Raw genomic sequence first — 15,610 nt, 5'->3', positions numbered from 1 at the left:
GATGCTGGGCGCCTGCGCCACCGAAAGCCCCGCAGAGGCGGCGTCGGCTGCAGCCCTTGTCGCGTCCTGGATGATGCGCGCCGCCTCTGCGGGGCTTTCGGTGGCGCAGGCGCCCAGCATCAGCGCCGAGGCGGCGGCGGACAGGATCAGTCGGTTCATGGACGTTACGCTCCGTTTTATTCTGTTTTTGCCGAACGCCCGGGTCAGTCCATCAGCCGGCGCGTCAGATAGGTGTATTCCAGCGCCAGCCGGCGGGCCGTCTCGCGCAGATTGGCGCCGGCTGCGTGGCCGCCGTCGGTGTTCTCGTAGAACAGCACCTCATGGCCCAGCGCTTCAAGCTGCGCCGCCGCCTTTCGGGCGTGGCCGGGGTGGACACGGTCGTCCTTGGTGGAGGTGTGGATGAACACTTCCGGATAGTCCGCATCGGCCGACAGGGCCTGATAGGGCGAATAGGCGGCGATCCATTCGCGCTGTTCGGCGATGTCCGGATTGCCGTACTCGCCCATCCAGGAGGCCCCGGCCAGCAGGGTGTGGTAGCGCAGCATGTCGAACAGGGGCACCTGGATGATGGCCGCATTGATCAGGTCGGGCCGCTGGGTCAGCAGGGCGCCCATGAACAGCCCGCCCTGCGACCCGCCCATGACGCCGAGGCGGCGGGGGCTGGTGACGCCGCGCGCGATCAGGTCCTCGGCCACGGCCTGGAAGTCCTCGTGGGCGCGCTGTCGGTTCGCCCCTTGCGCCGCCTGGTGCCAGCCGGGGCCGAACTCGCCGCCGCCCCGGGTGTTGGCCACCACATAGACGCCGCCGCGCTCCAGCCACAGCTTGCCCACCGTGGCCGAATAGCTGGGCAGCAGCGAGACCTGGAAGCCGCCGTAGCCGTAGAGCAGCGTCGGGTTCGATCCGTCCGTGGCGATGCCGTCGCGGCTGACCACGAAATAGGGGACCATGGTCCCGTCGGCGGAGCGGGCCTGATGCTGCTCCACATGCATGCCCTCGGCGTCGAACTTGGGCGGCAGGCTCTTGACCGTCTCGAGCGCGCCCGAGGCGGTGTCGGCCAGCCACAGGGTGTCGGGCGTCAGATAGCCCCTGACGCTGACGAACAGCAGGTCGTCCTCGCTGCTGGCCGAGCTCAGGCTCACCGAGGCGTTTTCGGGCAGGTTCAGGCGCTCGCGGACCCAGCCGCTTTCCGCGCGGTGGTAGGCGTAGGCCGCGCCGCGCACGTTCTCGTACAGGGCGACCACCAGCCGGTTGCGGGTCAGGGTCACGTCCTCGACGGATTCCCGCTCGCCCGGCCGCAGGACCAGCTCGCCGACCGAGCCCTGCGGATCGGCCTTCAGCGCCTCCAGGTCGAAGGCGATCAGGTCGCCGGCCTCGAAGGCGGTCCCCGCCCCGTCGATCCAGTCCTGGTCGGTGGTGACGATCATCCGGCCGTCCAGCAGGCCCTGGATCGAGCGGCGGGCGGGCAGGTTGATGCGCACCGCCCCGGCGTCGGTCAGGAAATAGCTTTCGGTCTCGAAGAAGGTGACCGCCCGGTCCACCATCTCGGCGTGCACCACGCCGTCCGCGTCGCGCAGGGTGTAACCGGCCACCAGCACGTCTTCGGGCTCGCCCCGGAACACCTCCGGCGCCGCGTCGATGGACTGGCCGCGGGTCAGGCGACGCACGGTCATGGCGTAGCCGGAATCGGTCAGGGTGCCGTCGCCGAAATCGCGATAGACCAGCAGGGTGTTCTCATCGACCCATCCGGCGGCGCCCTTGGATTCGGGCAGGTCGAAGCCGTTCTCGATGAACTGGCCGGTCTCGCGGTCGAACTCGCGCATGACCACGGCGTCCTTGCCGCCGTCCGACAGACTGACCAGGCACAGGCGTTCGTCGGGGGCCAGGCACTCGGCGCCCTTCCAGACCCAGTTGGCGTTCTCGGCCGAGGCCAGGGCGTCGACGTCGAGGATGGTCCGCCACTCGGGCGTGTCGGTGCGGTAGCTGTCCAGGGTCGCCCGGCGCCAGACGCCGCGCACATGGTTCGCGTCCTGCCAGAAATTGTCGACGGTGCGCTGCCCGCCCGCCGAGTGCCGGAAGGCGGGGAAGGGAATGCGGTCCCGCGCCTGCACCAGATCAAGCGCCGTGGAATGGAGGTCGTCATAGCGCGGGTCGCCGGTCAGCACGCCCAGCGAATGCGCATTGCGCGCCTCGACCCAGGCCATGGCCCGCTCGCCCTCGATGTCCTCCAGCCACAGCCAGGGATCGGACGCCGCGGCCTGTTCGGTCAGGGTGGGGACGTCGGTGGGTTCAGATGTCTGGGCCATGGGATGGGTCGCTGAAAGGCTGAGAACGAGCGCGGCGAGGACGGGACCTCGATAGGCCAGACGACGGAACATGCGGCGTTTTCCTCGAATGTGGCGGTGAGCGGCCGCGACCCTATGGGCGGGCCGGGGCGTTGGAAAGTTACAGGCCTGTAATGTCAGCGGCCCTCGTCGGGGATGCAGATGGTCTCGCCGCAGGCCTTGCAGTGCACCGCGTCGGGGTCATGCCGCTGAAGCCCGCAGGTGGGGCAGGGGAAGTACACCTTGTGCGGCACGTTCAGGGACTGGATCAGGCGGAAGAACAGCCCGACCCCGCCCAGCATCACCGCGATGGACAGCAGCCGCCCCCACGTGCCGGGCAGGATGATGTCGCCATAGCCGGTGGTGGTCAGGCTGGTGATGGTGAAATACAGCGCATCCACATAGCCCGAGATGCCCTCATAGCGGCCCATGAAGCTGGTGTAGACGAAGCCGGCCACCACAAAGACGAAGGTCACCAGCGCCGCCAGCGCCTTGACGATGTCCTGAACCCGCGTGTCGTTGTAGCCGCGGCCCACCGTCTTCCAGAAGAAATCGCTGTTGAGCAGGGTCCACAGGCGCAGCACCCGCAGGAAACCCAGATTGTAGAGCCAGGCCGGGAACAGCAGGGTCGCCAGGACGAACAGGTCCACCCAGACGATGGGCCGCTTCAGCCAGTCCTTCCAGTCCGTATAGGCCGAGGCCCGCGCGATCAGGTCGAAGGCCAGGATCGCCGCGATCCCATAGTCGATCAGATAGAAGATCAGGCCGCTCTGATTCTTCAGCAGGGGCGCGGCGATGAAGAAGGCGATGATGGCGAAGTCCACCACGATCACGCCCAGGCGGAAGCGCACCGCCGTCGGTGACGAGCCGTGGTACAGCGCCCTCAGACGCGCCCTCAGCCGCCAACCCGTGTGGGTGTGCTCCTGACCCTGGGCTTTCATGGAAAAACTGTCCTTCGTCGCGTGCTCTGACGCCGAGCCGGAATTGCCCTATATGCGGAGACCATGACGCACCCCTTCGTCAAGATGAACGGCGCAGGAAACGACTTCATCGTGATCAACGCGATGGAGCGCCCCTTTGCGCCGACGAGCGAACAGGCCCGCGCCCTGGCCGATCGCGAGACCGGCCCGGCCGGCGGCTGCGACCAGCTGATCGTGATCGAGCCTTCGCAAACCGGCGACGCCTTCATGCGGGTCTGGAACGCCGACGGCGGCGTGGTCGAGACCTGCGGCAACGCCCTGCGTTGCGTCGGCTGGCTGCTGACCCTGGCGGGCGGTCGCGACCGGGTGGTGATCGACACCCTCGGCGGGCCGACCACCGCCGCGCGCGCCGGCGAGCTTCGCGTCGCCGTGGACATGGGCCCGCCGCGCCTGGCCTGGGACCAGATCCCGCTGGCCGAGGAGATGGACACCCGCGGCATCGAGCTTCAGGTGGGGCCGGTGGACGCGCCTGTCCTGCACACGCCCGGCGCCGTCAGCATGGGCAATCCCCATGTGGTGTTCTTCATCGACCACGTTCCCGACGACGCCTTCACCCGGGCCACCGGCTCGCTGATCGAGCATCATCCACTGTTTCCCGAGGGGGTGAACGTGGGCTTCGCCCATGTGGAGGCCCGGGACCGCATTCGACTGAGGGTGTGGGAGCGGGGCGCGGGCCTGACCCTGGCCTGCGGCACCGGCGCCTGCGCCGCTCTGGTGGCCTGCGCCCGACGGGGCCTGACCGACCGGGCGGCCACGGTGATCGTGGACGGCGGCGAACTGATCATCGAGTGGCGAGAGAGCGACGATCACGTACTGATGACCGGGCCGGTCGAGGTGGAGACCACCGGGGTCCTGCCCTGAAATCCTGACGACGCGGCCCGGCAGGCAGAAACTCCAGCCTGTTGTGGTTGTGGGAAGGGCGCCCGGGTTCTAGGGTCTCGCCTTCCCTTGCCGCACCCGCGTGCCTTGCAGCGACCCCATGCCCGAAAACACCGAAAAGCAGACCTTCACCGACCAGGAAGCCCTGGATTTCCACAGCGAGCCGACGCCGGGCAAGATCTCCATGGCGCCGACCAAGCCCATGGCGACCCAGCGCGACCTGTCGCTGGCCTATTCGCCGGGCGTGGCCGTGCCGGTGCGGGCCATCGCCGAGGATGTGGACCTGGCCTATGACTACACCGCCAAGGGCAACCTGGTGGCGGTCATCTCCAACGGCACCGCCATCCTGGGCCTGGGCAATCTGGGCCACATGGCGTCCAAGCCGGTGATGGAAGGCAAGGCGGTGCTGTTCAAGCGCTTCGCCGACGTGGACTCCTTCGACGTGGAGGTGAAGACCACCGACCCGGACGAGTTCATCACCGTGGTCAAGAACATCGGCGACACCTGGGGCGGCATCAATCTGGAGGACATCAAGTCCCCCGAATGCTTCGAGATCGAGACCCAGCTGCAGGACCTGCTGGACATCCCGGTCTTCCACGACGACCAGCACGGCACCGCCATCATCTCCACCGCCGGCCTGATCAACGCCTGTCACGTGGCGGGCAAGAAGCTGGAGGACGTCAAGGTGGTCCTCGCCGGCGCCGGCGCCGCGGGCCTGTCGTCCATCGCCCTGATGAAGGCGGCGGGCGTGAAGCACGAGAACACCGTCATCGTCGACCGTGACGGCGTGGTCTATCGCGGCCGCGACAATGTCGACCAGTGGAAGGCCGCCCACGCCACCGACACCCCGCACCGCACCCTGGCCGAGGCGATGGTCGGCGCCGATGTGGTCATCGGCCTGGCCGCCAAGGGCGCCATCACCAAGGAGATGGTCGCCTCCATGGCGCCGCGTCCCATCATCTTCGCCATGGCCAACCCGGACCCGGAGATCACCCCCGAGGACGTGCGCAGCGTCCGCGACGACGCCATCATCGCCACCGGCCGGTCGGACTATCCGAACCAGGTCAACAACGTCCTGGGCTTCCCCTACATCTTCCGCGGCGCCCTGGACGTGCGCGCCCGGCAGGTGAACCACGAGATGAAGGTGGCCTGCGCCCAGGCCCTTGCCGCCCTGGCCCGCGAGGACGTGCCGGACGAGGTGGCCGTGGCCTATCGCGGCCGCAAGCTGAAGTTCGGTCCGGACTACATCATCCCCACGCCCTTCGATCCGCGCCTGATCTGGTACATCCCGCCCTTCGTGGCCCAGGCGGCCATGGACACCGGCGTGGCGCGCAAGCCCATCGAGGACATGGACGCCTATCGCGCCACCCTGCGTCAGCGGCTCGATCCGTCCGCCGCCCTGATGCAGAAGATCTCCTCGGCCGTGCGCGGCGCGCCCAACAAGCGCGTGGTGTTCGCCGAGGGCGAGGAGACCTCGGTCATCCGCGCCGCCTGGGCCTTCAAGCAGCAGGAGCTGGGCACCCCCATCCTGGTGGGCCGCGAGGAGCTGGTGCGCCAGAACGCCGTCGAGGCGGGTCTGGTGTTCGAGGATCTGGGCATCGAGATCATCAACGCCCGCGTCTCGCCCAACAATGTGGCCTACACCGAGGCCCTGTATCAGCGGCTGTGGCGGCGCGGCTACCTGCGCCGCGACGTGCAGCGCATGATCAATCAGGACCGCAACTATTTCGGCGCGGCCATGCTGGCCCACGGCGACGCCGACGCCATGGTCACCGGCGTGACCCGCAATTTCAACATGGCGCTGAAGGAGGTCAGCCGGGTTCTGGACGTGAAGAGCACCCTGATCGGCCTGTCGGTGGTCATGGCGCGCGGCCGCACCCTCTTCGTGGCCGACACCTCCATCCACGAGCTGCCCGACGCCCAGGAGCTGGCCGACATCGCCATCCAGGCGGCGGCCGCGGTCCGCAAGCTGGGCCGCACCCCCCGGGTGGCCTTCCTGTCCTATTCCAGCTTCGGCAACCCCCCGGGCGACCGGGGCGAGAAGGTGCGCGAGGCCATCCGCATCCTGGATCAGCGCGGCGTGGACTTCGAATACGAGGGCGAGATGCCGCCCGAGCTGGCCCTGACCCCCGATGCACGCGGCTCGCACCCCTTCATGCGCCTGTCGCGGGAGGCCAATGTGCTGGTCATGCCGGCGATCCATTCGGCCGTGATTTCGACGCAGATGATCGAGGCGCTCGGCGGCGCCACCCTGATCGGGCCGCTGCTGATCGGGCTGGAGAAGTCGGTCCAGATCGTGCCGCTGGGCTCGTCCGTCAGCCAGATCCTCAACGCCGCCACCTTCGCCGCCTACGAGGAAGGCATCGCCGAGGAGGGGTGAGGCGTCAGGTCGACGCCTTGTCCTCAGGCGGCGCGGTCGGGATCTGTCCCTGTCGCGCGGCCACGTAGAAGGCCAGGACTATGGCGAAGACGCCGATCGCGGTCGAGTAGAGGAAGAAGGCGAAATAGCCCGCGCCCAGCCCCGCCGGCGTCACCCCGCTGGTGAGCGCGCCGGTCGTGAGGGAGTTGGCCGGCAGGTTCGAGAACAGCGGCTTGAAGGCGGCTAGCGGCCCCCCGGCGTCGGCGGAGCGGGCCGAGGCCTCCACGATCTTGCCCGACTGTGACGCCACCAGCTTGCCGGGCAGGGCGTAAAGCGAGCTGAACAGGGCGTACTGGACCGCCGTGAAGCCGATGGACGTCAGGCTGGACATGTAGGCGATCAGCGCCGTGCCCGCGAAGCCGGACGCCACATTGTCGATGCCGATGGCGATGAACAGGGCCCCCAGATCGTGTCCCTGGGTCGCCAGCCAGGCGAAGACGATGTTGGACACCGGGCTCATGAAGGCGCCGATGACCATGGTGCGGATCAGGCCCAGCTTGGCCACCGCCCAGCCCCCGGCGAACACGCCCACCGACAGCGCAATGACGCCGAACAGCTTTCTGACCTCTCCGATCTCGATGAGGCTGAAGCCCAGATCGAGATAGAACGGGTTCATGATGTTCAGGACGAAGTCCGCCAGACGGTACAGACAGATCAGCGCCAGGATCGGCCCCGCCAGCTTTCCGAAGCGGTTGAAGAAGTCCATCAGCGGCGCGCCGAACGACCCGGCCAGATAGGCGCCGGGCCGGGTGCGGTAGCCGGGGATCGGCCAGCAGGCGATCGCCAGCAGCACGAACCCGCCGATGACATAGGCGAACTGGATCAGGACGCCGGGCAGGTCGCCCTGATCGGTGGTCGCGGCGATGGCGGCGCCCAGCCCCTCGCCCAGCGGGGCCAGCGCCCAGGCCAGGGCGTCGGGCCGGTCGGTCAGCCCCGTGCCGATGATCAGGGCCGAGAGGGCGATCAGAGCCAGGCGCACGACCCATTCGATCTTTTCGAACACCGGCCTGGAGGGAATGTCGGCGACCGGAATCTCGCGAATGATGTGCCGCTTCTCGCGCGGCGCCATCAGCACGCCCAGCACGCCGAAGCCCATCAGGCCGGCCATGACGGCGTACGAGAGGTTCCAGTTGTAGTACTGGGCCAGCGCCAGCGGGATGAAGCCCGCCGCGATCTGGGCCACGCGCCAGCCCAGTTGATAGGCGGCGGCCAGGGCGCCTTGGCGGCTGTCGTCGGCGGCCTCGATGCGCCAGGCGTCGATGGCGATGTCCTGGGTGGCGCCGAAGAAACCCACCATGACCGCGAACAGGGCCACCATGCCCAGCTGGGTCTGCGGGTTGGACCCGGAAATCAGCCACAGGCCGAGGATGATCACCGCCTGGGTCAGCAGCATCCATGAGCGCCGATGGCCCAGCCATTTGGTCAGGATCGGCACATTGGTGCGGTCGAGCAGGGGCGCCCAGATGAACTTGAGGGCGTAGGTCAGGGTGGCCAGGGCGAAGAAGCCGATCAGCTCCAGCGTCACCCCGTCGTCGCGCAGCCACGCGGACAGGGTGTCGTAGATCAGCAGATTGGGCAGGCCCGAGGCGAAGCCCAGCAGCAGCATGGTGGCCGAGCGGCGCTCCAGATAGACCGCCAGCCCGCCGAAGCGCCCGGCGGGCTTTTCATCCGCCGTGATGGAGTCCCCTGGGCCCTGGTCGGTCATGGATGCGTCCCTTTGCAGGGACGCCCCCATGCGCCCCGATTCAGCAGGCGACCTTGGCGCGGAGTTCGCCGCTCGTCCAGCGGGCAAGCGCCGACCGGAGAGCATCGGTGTCGATGGGCTTGGTCAGGTGGTCGTCCATGCCGGCCTCCAGACACGCCTTGCGGTCCTCCACGAAGGCGTTGGCGGTCAGGGCCACGATGGGGGTGCGGTCGCCCCGGGCGCGGATGGCGCGGGCGGCGGCCAGACCGTCCATGCCGGGCATGCGCATGTCCATCAGCACCAGATCATAGCGGGCGCGGGCCAGGGCCTGGACCGCCTCGTCGCCCGAGCCGGCCGTCTCCACCACGCAGCCTTCGCGGCGCAGCAGGGTCTTGGCCAGCAGGGCGTTGACCGGATTGTCCTCGGCCAGCAGCACCCGCAGCCCGGCGAAGCGCACGGGGGTGACCCGGTCGTCCTCGCGCTGGGGCGGGGGCGGGCCGCCGATGGGGGCGTCGCCGCGCCCGATGGCCGCCAGCACGCGCTCCGCCAGCGATGCGCGGCGCAGGGGTTTGATCAGATAGCCGTGGAAGCCCTGCGACCGATAGCGCGCGATCAGCTCGCGCTCCTCGGCCTTGAGCAGGACGATGCAGCGGCCGCCCGTGGGGCAGGCGGCGAGGGCGCCCGTGTCGGCGGCGGCGTGGTCCACCAGGGTGACGGTGGCGCCGGTCTTCACCGTTCCGCCGCAGGCCTCCACCTGCTGGCGTGCGGCCTCGGCCACCAGGGGGTCGGGGGATTTCACCGCCACGGCGAGGCCCTTCAGGGGCGTGGCCCGCCCTTCGGCGGCGCCGGGGGCTGCGGGGAAGACGGCCTCGAAACGGAAGCGCGCGCCGCCGCCGGGCCGGTCGGTGACGCAGACCTTGCCGTCCATGGCCTCGGCCAGCTTGCGGACCACCGCCAGACCCAGCCCCGCGCCGTCGAAGCGCGCCGCGTCGGAGGCGTCCACGTGGCCGAATTCCTCGAAGATGCGTTCGCGCGCCTCGGGCGGCACGCCGGGGCCGGTGTCGTCGATGATGAAGGCCAGCTTCGGCCGGCTGTCGCGGCCGCCCGCGCGCTCGATGGCGATGCGGACGCCGCCGGTCCCGGTGAACTTCACCGCGTTTCCGGCCAGGTTGAACAGGATCTGGCGCAGGCGGCCCTCGTCGGCCAGCACGTCGGGCGCGTCGGGCGCCACGGTCCACACCAGCGACAGGCCCTTGTCGTGGGCGCGCGGGCTGAGCAGCTCGGCCACGCCCTGGACCAGCGCCTCCAGATTCACGGGCTCGGAGTCCAGCTCCAGATGGCCCGCATCCACGCGGGCGTAATCCAGCAGGTCGTTGACCAGCCCCAGCAGGTGTTCGGCGGAATCCCGCGCGGCGCTCACATAGGCGCGCTGGGCGCCGTCCATGCGGGTGCGGGCCAGCAGGCCCAGCATGCCGATCACCCCGTTCAGGGGCGTGCGCATCTCATGGCTCATCAGCCGCAGGAACCGCTCCGCCGCCTGGGCGTCGGGAGTCCCGGCCGCGGCCGGGTTGGTCGGGAGCGCCTTTTGCGCCGTCTCGGTCTTCACGGTCTTTCGCCGCATGCTCATCACTCACCCTCCACCGGAGGACGAGCATGCACGACAACGGTTAAGGGCCGCCGAATCACCCGCGAGGCGTCAGGCGGTGCGCTTCAGGCGGGAGTCACCAGGCGGGCGCCGTCTCGGCCGCGACCGGCGCCGCGCCCGCCTCCTGCGGGCCCACGGTGGTGCGGCGATAGACCAGCGCCTCGGCGATGTGGCGGCGCAGGACCGGGGTCGATCCCTCCAGATCGGCGATGGTGCGCGCCAGCCGCAGGGTGCGGGTCCAGCCCCGCGCGGTCAGACCCCCCGCCTCCGCCGCCCGCATCAGCAGGGCCCGGCCGGACTCATCGGGCGCCCCGATCCGGTCCAGGGTCTCGCCGGACGCCCGGGCGTTGATTCCCTGATCCGGATCCAGACCGTGTTCGCGGGCGCGGTCGGCCTGGGCCTCGCGGGCTGCGGCCACCCGGGCGGCGGCCTCGGCCGTGCCCTCGGCGGGCGGGGGCAGGGCCATGTCGGCGGCGGTCACCGGCGGGGTCTCCACCGTCAGATCGATGCGGTCGAACAGCGGCCCGGAGATGCGGTTCTGATAATCCCGCTGACAGCGTGGAGCCTTGCCGCAGGCGCCCTTGCCCGGCCCGCCCACCCCGCAGCGGCAGGGGTTCATGGCGGCGATCAGCTGGAACCGCGCCGGATAGCGCACGTGGGCGTTGGCCCGCGCCACCACGATCTCGCCGGTCTCCAGCGGCTGGCGCAGGGAATCCAGCGCCTGGGGCGAATATTCCGCTCTTATGGCGCAAACACACCTAGCGGCCTGAGACGCAACTATCTGTTCTTGCTACGTTCTTTTTCATGAAGAACGTCGATCCCTATGAATATGAGCGGCCGGCAACCATCCAGGGGCTTCTGGCGAAGCGTCAGCAATTGGCGAAGCTGCTGAAGCATCTGCGCGCTGAAGAGCGGAAGGTGGTCAGCGACCTCGATCACCTGGACGCGGCGATCCGGTTTTTCGACCCGGAAGCTGACGCCGTCCGCCTCACCCGTTATCCGACCAAGCACCGCGCCAAGAAGGGTGAAGTGGTCAGGCTTGTCGTGCGGCTGCTGAAGGAGGCCGACCGCCCGCTCACCGCGCTCGACATCGTTCACGAGCAGATCAAAGAACGCGGCCTGAGGACGGACGACGGAACGGTGGTGCTGCTTCGGAAGCGCATCGGGGCCTGTCTGACCAAGCTGAAGAATGACGGCTTTGTCCGCGTGGTGCCGCTGCCCGGCTTGTACCAGGGCTGGGAGATCGCGCGATGACCCCGATCCAGTTCTGGCGCGGGCGCCATTTGTACCAGATCGCCCCTGCGCGCACCGGTGACGGGTTTATCGGTCTCTGCAACGGCCGCACCGTCGCCACCGCGAAGGATGGGGCGGCCGTCATGCGCGCTCTGATCATGTCGACGCGGTGGCGCAAGGGTCTGCCGGAGGGGGGAACCCCTTAAGGCGCGGCAGGAATCCTGGCGACGGTCGACGCCATCGACTCCACCAGAACGCGCGCGACCCTCAGCGATGTGTCGTCTCCGTGCTCTTCGAGAAGCACCAGCGCCTGATCGAATACGTGCGCCACTTCGCCTTCTGTTAGGACGCCTTTGGCCTTCAGATGGCCTACCAGACTGTAAACGGTCGCTTGGGCCGCTAACGCAGCGCCACGTGCTTCGGCGTCCATTCAGACCTCCTTCGGTTCGTCCGCCACCATAGGAGGCGTGAGGTCAGAACTGAACCGCCACGCCGCCGCCCCGGCCGCAGAGTTGAGCCCAAGTGTCCGAAAAATAGGCGCCCGAGAGACCGCCCCGATCATCGATCTGCGCGGATGAGGTCCCACGATTAGACACCGACGCCTCGAAACGGACATGACCGGTGTAACCGCCCATCGCGTTCCTCGCGTTCACCTCACCACAGAAGACCGTCGTGCCGTTCTGAAGACGGTGACGACTGACACTCCTGAAGCTGGCGGAGTTGGGGTCGCGGAGTTGGTCTGTCACGGCGCGTCGGCCAACGGTCCTGATCTGGGCATCCGACCAGTTCACCACTGGCTGACGCGATCGCCGCTCTTCTGCGCAAGCTGCATAGCTGCCATCCGACAGCCCCTGTATGCGGGCCATCACGGCGCCTGGACTACCCTCTCGGTAGCCTCCTGTGGTGCTACAGGAGTCCGTCTGCGCTGCTGCTGGACCGGCACCTGTCAAACTCAGCGCCAGCGCGACGCCCACCAACATAATCACCTTGGTCATGATTGCCCCTTTCGATGGGCAACATAGTTCCCATCAAGGGTTACGGCGCGGTTAGGAAAGATAGTTCCTAGAACCCAAAGCCGCACTCGTCGCCCATGGCGGCATGCGGTGGGAGGATCGAGTCGGCGCCAATGTAAGGCAATTGCGGAAGGCCAAAGGCCTCAGCCAAGAAGCGTTGGCGCATGAGGCGGGCATGTCGATGCGGTATCTCGCCGGCCTGGAGCGCGGTGAGGAGAACCCGTCGCTGCTGTTCTTGGTGAAGTTGGCGGGGGCGCTGGGCGTGGAGCCAGGATCGTTGTTCGATTAGACGGCGTCAGGTATTGAACTCTCGCCGGACGCGGCAGTGGGACTGACCTGCTGGTTTTGATCATTCAGCAATGATCGCCATTAGAGAGGAAGGCCGATGGCGAAGGCTGAACATCTCGAACATCGTGACGTTGCCCTGTTGATTGGTCAGGCCACCATGCAATGGAATGAGGTGCACTCCTACTTCTTCCTCACCTTCATGGACTGTACAGGCCTCGACGCCGATATGGCACGAGCCATTTTTTACAGCATTCCAAGTGACCGAGCGCAGCGGGCGCTTGCCCTAGTGGCAGTGTCTGAACTCGCTGGTGCAGGTTCCCCGGAGGCAAAAGGTTTTCAGCTTATCGTAAAGGCCGCCGAAGCAGTGGCGGGGAAGCGAAATGCAGCCGTCCACCAACTGTGGGAACAGGACCCGAAGTCGTGGGCGGTGCGTCCCAATCACTCCCTACACCTCCATAAAGCATTCAAAGGGGGCCACATCAAAGTCCTAAAGGAATTAGATGGTGACATAGGTCGCATTTATGTAGATTATCTCGAATGGAATAAGTCTTCTTATCCGATCCTGAATGAACGATTCAAAGAAAGACGAGAGCGAAATAACTTTTCTGAATAATTAGGGGTCGATGCTCCCGCCCACTCCTTGGTCGTTACGCAAGCGTTGCCTCAGGACTTCGTCTCAATGGCCTTCTCTAGAAACTCTGAAAAAGCATTGACGGCATCCGTCTCCGAAAAACCTTCAACATCGAGTTCGACGGGTTTAAAGCCCGGAGCGCGCGACGCAATTTTTACGGTGCTGGTATAGAAGGTGAACGTCAGAGACGCACCGGATGCAACCTCCGGCGGGTGCATGCGGTAAGACAATTGCACCATTGAATCCTGCCCGCCGACCAGTGTCAGATTGAAACCGGCCTGCCTCAAGGTATTCGAGACTTCCCTGCGCCCCTCCGATACAGCTTCCATCGCGCGTTTAACATCCCCTAGCTTCTGACGGGCAATCTCTGCGCGCTCTTCAGCAACTAGAGGGTCAGGCGTGATCCGCGCCACTGCGGCTCTCAATCGCCGAAGGGATTCTTCTTTGGAATTTTGCATTTAGGCCTCCTTCAGGAGGCCTATTGAGTTAACGCTTACAACCAGTTAACTGATGGGCTTATTGTCAGCCCAATAGACATCGAACATGCCCACTGGCAAATCGGCCCTGAGTTTCAGGCCTTCCACGCTAGGGTCGATACGAAGCGTCAATCCAGGTCGGACATGCTGCGAAAGTGCGACTACCGCATCAAACAACATATAGATTAGAGTGCGGTTATCAGGGTCTTGTCGACGGATTATAGTTTGCCCATGCTCGCTCGGGGGCTGCCAATGGACTACAGTTTGAGTGCTATGCGGCTCACACGCCTCTCCTTCGCTGCATGCGGCGGGAGGGAGTTGTTTCGAAGGCTCTGATGACATAGACAAATTGTCTCACCATTTGGCGTTATGTCAAGATTTCATTCGTCTAACCTTTTCGGGGCGCCACGATATGGACGGACTTAGCTGTCGTCTCCTGGCTCCCCAAGCCGCACCAGATAACTCCCCATCGCCAAGCAGCACTCAATGAAGAACCCAGCGCTGAAGCCGGCCCGGTTGATCTGATTGCGGATATTGGCCTCGTTGGCTGATGTGTTGGCGCCCCGCGCCCGAAGCATCTCCGCCAGTTCCTTGTAGCTGACCCCCCGCCGCTGCATCTCCGCCTTCAGAATTCGCTTGGCGCGTTGCGACCATTCGTTGTTCGGGATTCGCTCTGCCACGCATCACTCCAAGATTATTCGCATCAAAGATGATGCATACGCGCTTGACTCCGCGCGCCAAGTTCGTTCATACGCATCACATCTGATGTGTATGAACGGAAAGGCTGGTTGGCGCAACATTTTCTCCTTTCGGCGAAGGCCGTGACGCTCAGCGTCCTCGAAGTCGCTCGTATGAGCGACGACGAGGCGTATGAGGCGTTCAAGGCGCTGCGCTTTGCGGAGAACGACGGAGAGCCATACTGCCCCCATTGTGGCTGCGACGCCGTCTACACGTTCCGCGCCCGGCGGCTCTTCAAGTGCAAGCGGTGTGAGAAGCAGTTCACGGTCACCTCGGGGACTACTTTCCGCAGTCGAAAGATGTCGTTTGGAGACATCCTCACAGGCGTGCTGACGTTCGTGAACGGTGTGAACGGCAACGCCGCCCTGCGCCTTCGCCGGGACCTGGGGTGCTCGTACAAGACGGCGTTCGTTTTGGTTCAGAAGCTACGCCGCGCGATGGCGTCGATGCAGGCTGAAGTAAACCCCACCGGCGAGGTCGAGATCGACGGCGTGTTCATCGGCGGGTTTATCCGACCGGAAAACCTGAAGGCCGACCGAACGGGAGACGGCCGAAGGCAGTACAATGGCAGGCGCCGAACCATCGTGACGGCGCGTGAGCGGCGAGCCGGCGGCAGATCACGCGCGTTCGTGGTGCCGAACGAAAAAGCCGCTGATCCTTTCATTAAGTCGGTGGTGAATGAGGCCGCTCACGTAATCACGGACGAACAGCCCGCCTTCTCGCGCTACTTCCTGCATTTCGCAGATCACTCGACGGTCAACCACAGCGTGGGACTGGTCGTCGATGGCATTCACGTCAATCTGCTGGAGGCCCAACACAGCCGCATCCGGCGCGCGGAACGTGGGGTGTACCTCCACATCAGCGGGAACCACGCCCAGCGGTTCGCCGATGAACTGTCCTGGCGCGATGACTTCCGCCGTGTAGACAACGGCCAGCAGTTTCGCATGATCGCCACGCGCGCGCTCAACCTCAGCCCGGATGCCGAACTGGTTGGGTACTGGCAGAAGCGCCCTGACTGGCTGCGCGCGGCAAATCGCCGACGCGGACTAAAGGCGCTGACGCATAGGCGACGGGGGCGTTCGAAGGTGCCCATTTCGGCCTACTCTTCACCCGCCACCGGTTAGGCGTACCCTCCAGCTTCTCCACAGCGTCGTCTTCGAGGCGCGCCTTGAGCGACGAGGCTACAGTCGAATCGAGCCTGCTGATCGCCCTTCCGTCCTTCGGACTGACGCCCATCTCCTCTGCAATCAGGTAGCTGATCTCTCTGACCCTCAGCGCCTCGCCAGATCGTCGGAGCGCCTGA

General features: G+C 66.2%; 15 protein-coding genes and 1 pseudogene. 7 read left to right on the top strand and 9 right to left on the bottom strand.

Features of this window, described 5'->3' with window-relative positions:
* Nucleotides 1-203: 203 nt before the first annotated feature.
* On the bottom strand, nt 204-2,375 hold the full coding sequence (locus IWC96_RS08615) for a prolyl oligopeptidase family protein (protein ID WP_021697296.1): 2,172 nt from the start codon (nt 2,373-2,375) through the stop codon (nt 204-206).
* Nucleotides 2,376-2,458: 83 nt separating this feature from the next.
* Nucleotides 2,459-3,262 (bottom strand): potassium channel family protein, encoded by an 804-nt coding sequence (locus IWC96_RS08610; RefSeq protein WP_196838735.1) that lies wholly within the window; start codon nt 3,260-3,262, stop codon nt 2,459-2,461.
* A 63-nt stretch (nt 3,263-3,325) separates the two neighbouring features.
* Between IWC96_RS08610 and dapF the strand changes: the two genes are divergently transcribed.
* Both dapF and IWC96_RS08600 read left to right on the top strand, forming a co-directional pair.
* A complete protein-coding gene (gene dapF, locus IWC96_RS08605; RefSeq protein ID WP_196838734.1) occupies nt 3,326-4,162 on the top strand; it encodes a diaminopimelate epimerase in 837 nt (278 codons plus the stop codon).
* Between the two features lie 118 nt (nt 4,163-4,280).
* On the top strand, nt 4,281-6,560 hold the full coding sequence (locus IWC96_RS08600; protein WP_196838733.1) for an NADP-dependent malic enzyme: 2,280 nt from the start codon (nt 4,281-4,283) through the stop codon (nt 6,558-6,560).
* A gap of 4 nt (nt 6,561-6,564) precedes the next feature.
* Here IWC96_RS08600 and IWC96_RS08595 read toward each other — a convergent pair whose 3' ends face one another.
* From IWC96_RS08595 to IWC96_RS08585, 3 genes and pseudogenes are all read right to left on the bottom strand, one after another.
* A complete protein-coding gene (locus IWC96_RS08595; protein ID WP_081703367.1) occupies nt 6,565-8,304 on the bottom strand; it encodes an MFS transporter in 1,740 nt (579 codons plus the stop codon).
* A gap of 40 nt (nt 8,305-8,344) precedes the next feature.
* The gene (locus IWC96_RS08590; RefSeq protein ID WP_231378971.1) at nt 8,345-9,910 is read right to left on the bottom strand and encodes a response regulator; all 1,566 of its coding nucleotides are present in this window, start codon (nt 9,908-9,910) and stop codon (nt 8,345-8,347) included.
* Nucleotides 9,911-10,004: 94 nt separating this feature from the next.
* Nucleotides 10,005-10,664 (bottom strand): annotated as a pseudogene (locus IWC96_RS08585) (ATP-binding protein); the annotation flags it as partial.
* Between the two features lie 68 nt (nt 10,665-10,732).
* Here IWC96_RS08585 and IWC96_RS08580 point away from each other — a divergent pair.
* A complete protein-coding gene (locus tag IWC96_RS08580) occupies nt 10,733-11,182 on the top strand; it encodes a hypothetical protein (protein WP_196838732.1) in 450 nt (149 codons plus the stop codon).
* Nucleotides 11,179-11,367 (top strand): hypothetical protein, encoded by a 189-nt coding sequence (locus IWC96_RS08575; RefSeq protein WP_196838731.1) that lies wholly within the window; start codon nt 11,179-11,181, stop codon nt 11,365-11,367. Before IWC96_RS08580 ends, IWC96_RS08575 begins: the two co-directional genes overlap by 4 nt.
* On the opposite strand, the gene IWC96_RS08570 is transcribed toward IWC96_RS08575, so the two are convergent.
* Nucleotides 11,364-11,591, bottom strand: a complete 228-nt coding sequence (locus tag IWC96_RS08570; RefSeq protein WP_196838730.1) for a hypothetical protein — start codon at nt 11,589-11,591, stop codon at nt 11,364-11,366. The two genes, IWC96_RS08575 and IWC96_RS08570, sit on opposite strands and share 4 nt — an antisense overlap.
* Before the next feature lie 43 nt (nt 11,592-11,634).
* On the bottom strand, nt 11,635-12,156 hold the full coding sequence (locus IWC96_RS08565; RefSeq protein ID WP_196838729.1) for a hypothetical protein: 522 nt from the start codon (nt 12,154-12,156) through the stop codon (nt 11,635-11,637).
* A 103-nt stretch (nt 12,157-12,259) separates the two neighbouring features.
* Here IWC96_RS08565 and IWC96_RS08560 point away from each other — a divergent pair, with 103 nt between their 5' ends.
* Both IWC96_RS08560 and IWC96_RS08555 read left to right on the top strand, forming a co-directional pair.
* Nucleotides 12,260-12,463 carry a helix-turn-helix domain-containing protein gene (locus IWC96_RS08560; RefSeq protein WP_196838728.1) on the top strand — a complete coding sequence of 68 codons (204 nt, stop codon included), beginning with the start codon at nt 12,260-12,262 and terminating at the stop codon, nt 12,461-12,463.
* A 96-nt stretch (nt 12,464-12,559) separates the two neighbouring features.
* On the top strand, nt 12,560-13,075 hold the full coding sequence (locus IWC96_RS08555; RefSeq protein ID WP_196838727.1) for a hypothetical protein: 516 nt from the start codon (nt 12,560-12,562) through the stop codon (nt 13,073-13,075).
* Nucleotides 13,076-13,125: 50 nt separating this feature from the next.
* On the opposite strand, the gene IWC96_RS08550 is transcribed toward IWC96_RS08555, so the two are convergent.
* Both IWC96_RS08550 and IWC96_RS08545 read right to left on the bottom strand, forming a co-directional pair.
* Complete coding sequence (locus tag IWC96_RS08550; RefSeq protein ID WP_196838726.1) at nt 13,126-13,551, bottom strand: hypothetical protein; 426 nt, start codon at nt 13,549-13,551, stop codon at nt 13,126-13,128.
* A gap of 440 nt (nt 13,552-13,991) precedes the next feature.
* Nucleotides 13,992-14,249, bottom strand: coding sequence for a DUF6471 domain-containing protein (locus IWC96_RS08545; protein WP_196838725.1), 258 nt, complete (start codon nt 14,247-14,249; stop codon nt 13,992-13,994).
* 108 nt (nt 14,250-14,357) lie between these two features.
* Between IWC96_RS08545 and IWC96_RS08540 the strand changes: the two genes are divergently transcribed.
* Complete coding sequence (locus tag IWC96_RS08540) at nt 14,358-15,431, top strand: IS1595 family transposase (RefSeq protein ID WP_370541121.1); 1,074 nt, start codon at nt 14,358-14,360, stop codon at nt 15,429-15,431.
* Nucleotides 15,432-15,610: the final 179 nt, after the last annotated feature.

The organism is Brevundimonas sp. BAL450 (assembly GCF_015767455.1).
In the GTDB taxonomy this organism is placed as follows: domain Bacteria; phylum Pseudomonadota; class Alphaproteobacteria; order Caulobacterales; family Caulobacteraceae; genus Brevundimonas; species Brevundimonas abyssalis.
The sequence above is the reverse complement of the archived record's forward strand: the minus strand, read 5'-3'. Positions and strand labels throughout refer to the sequence as shown.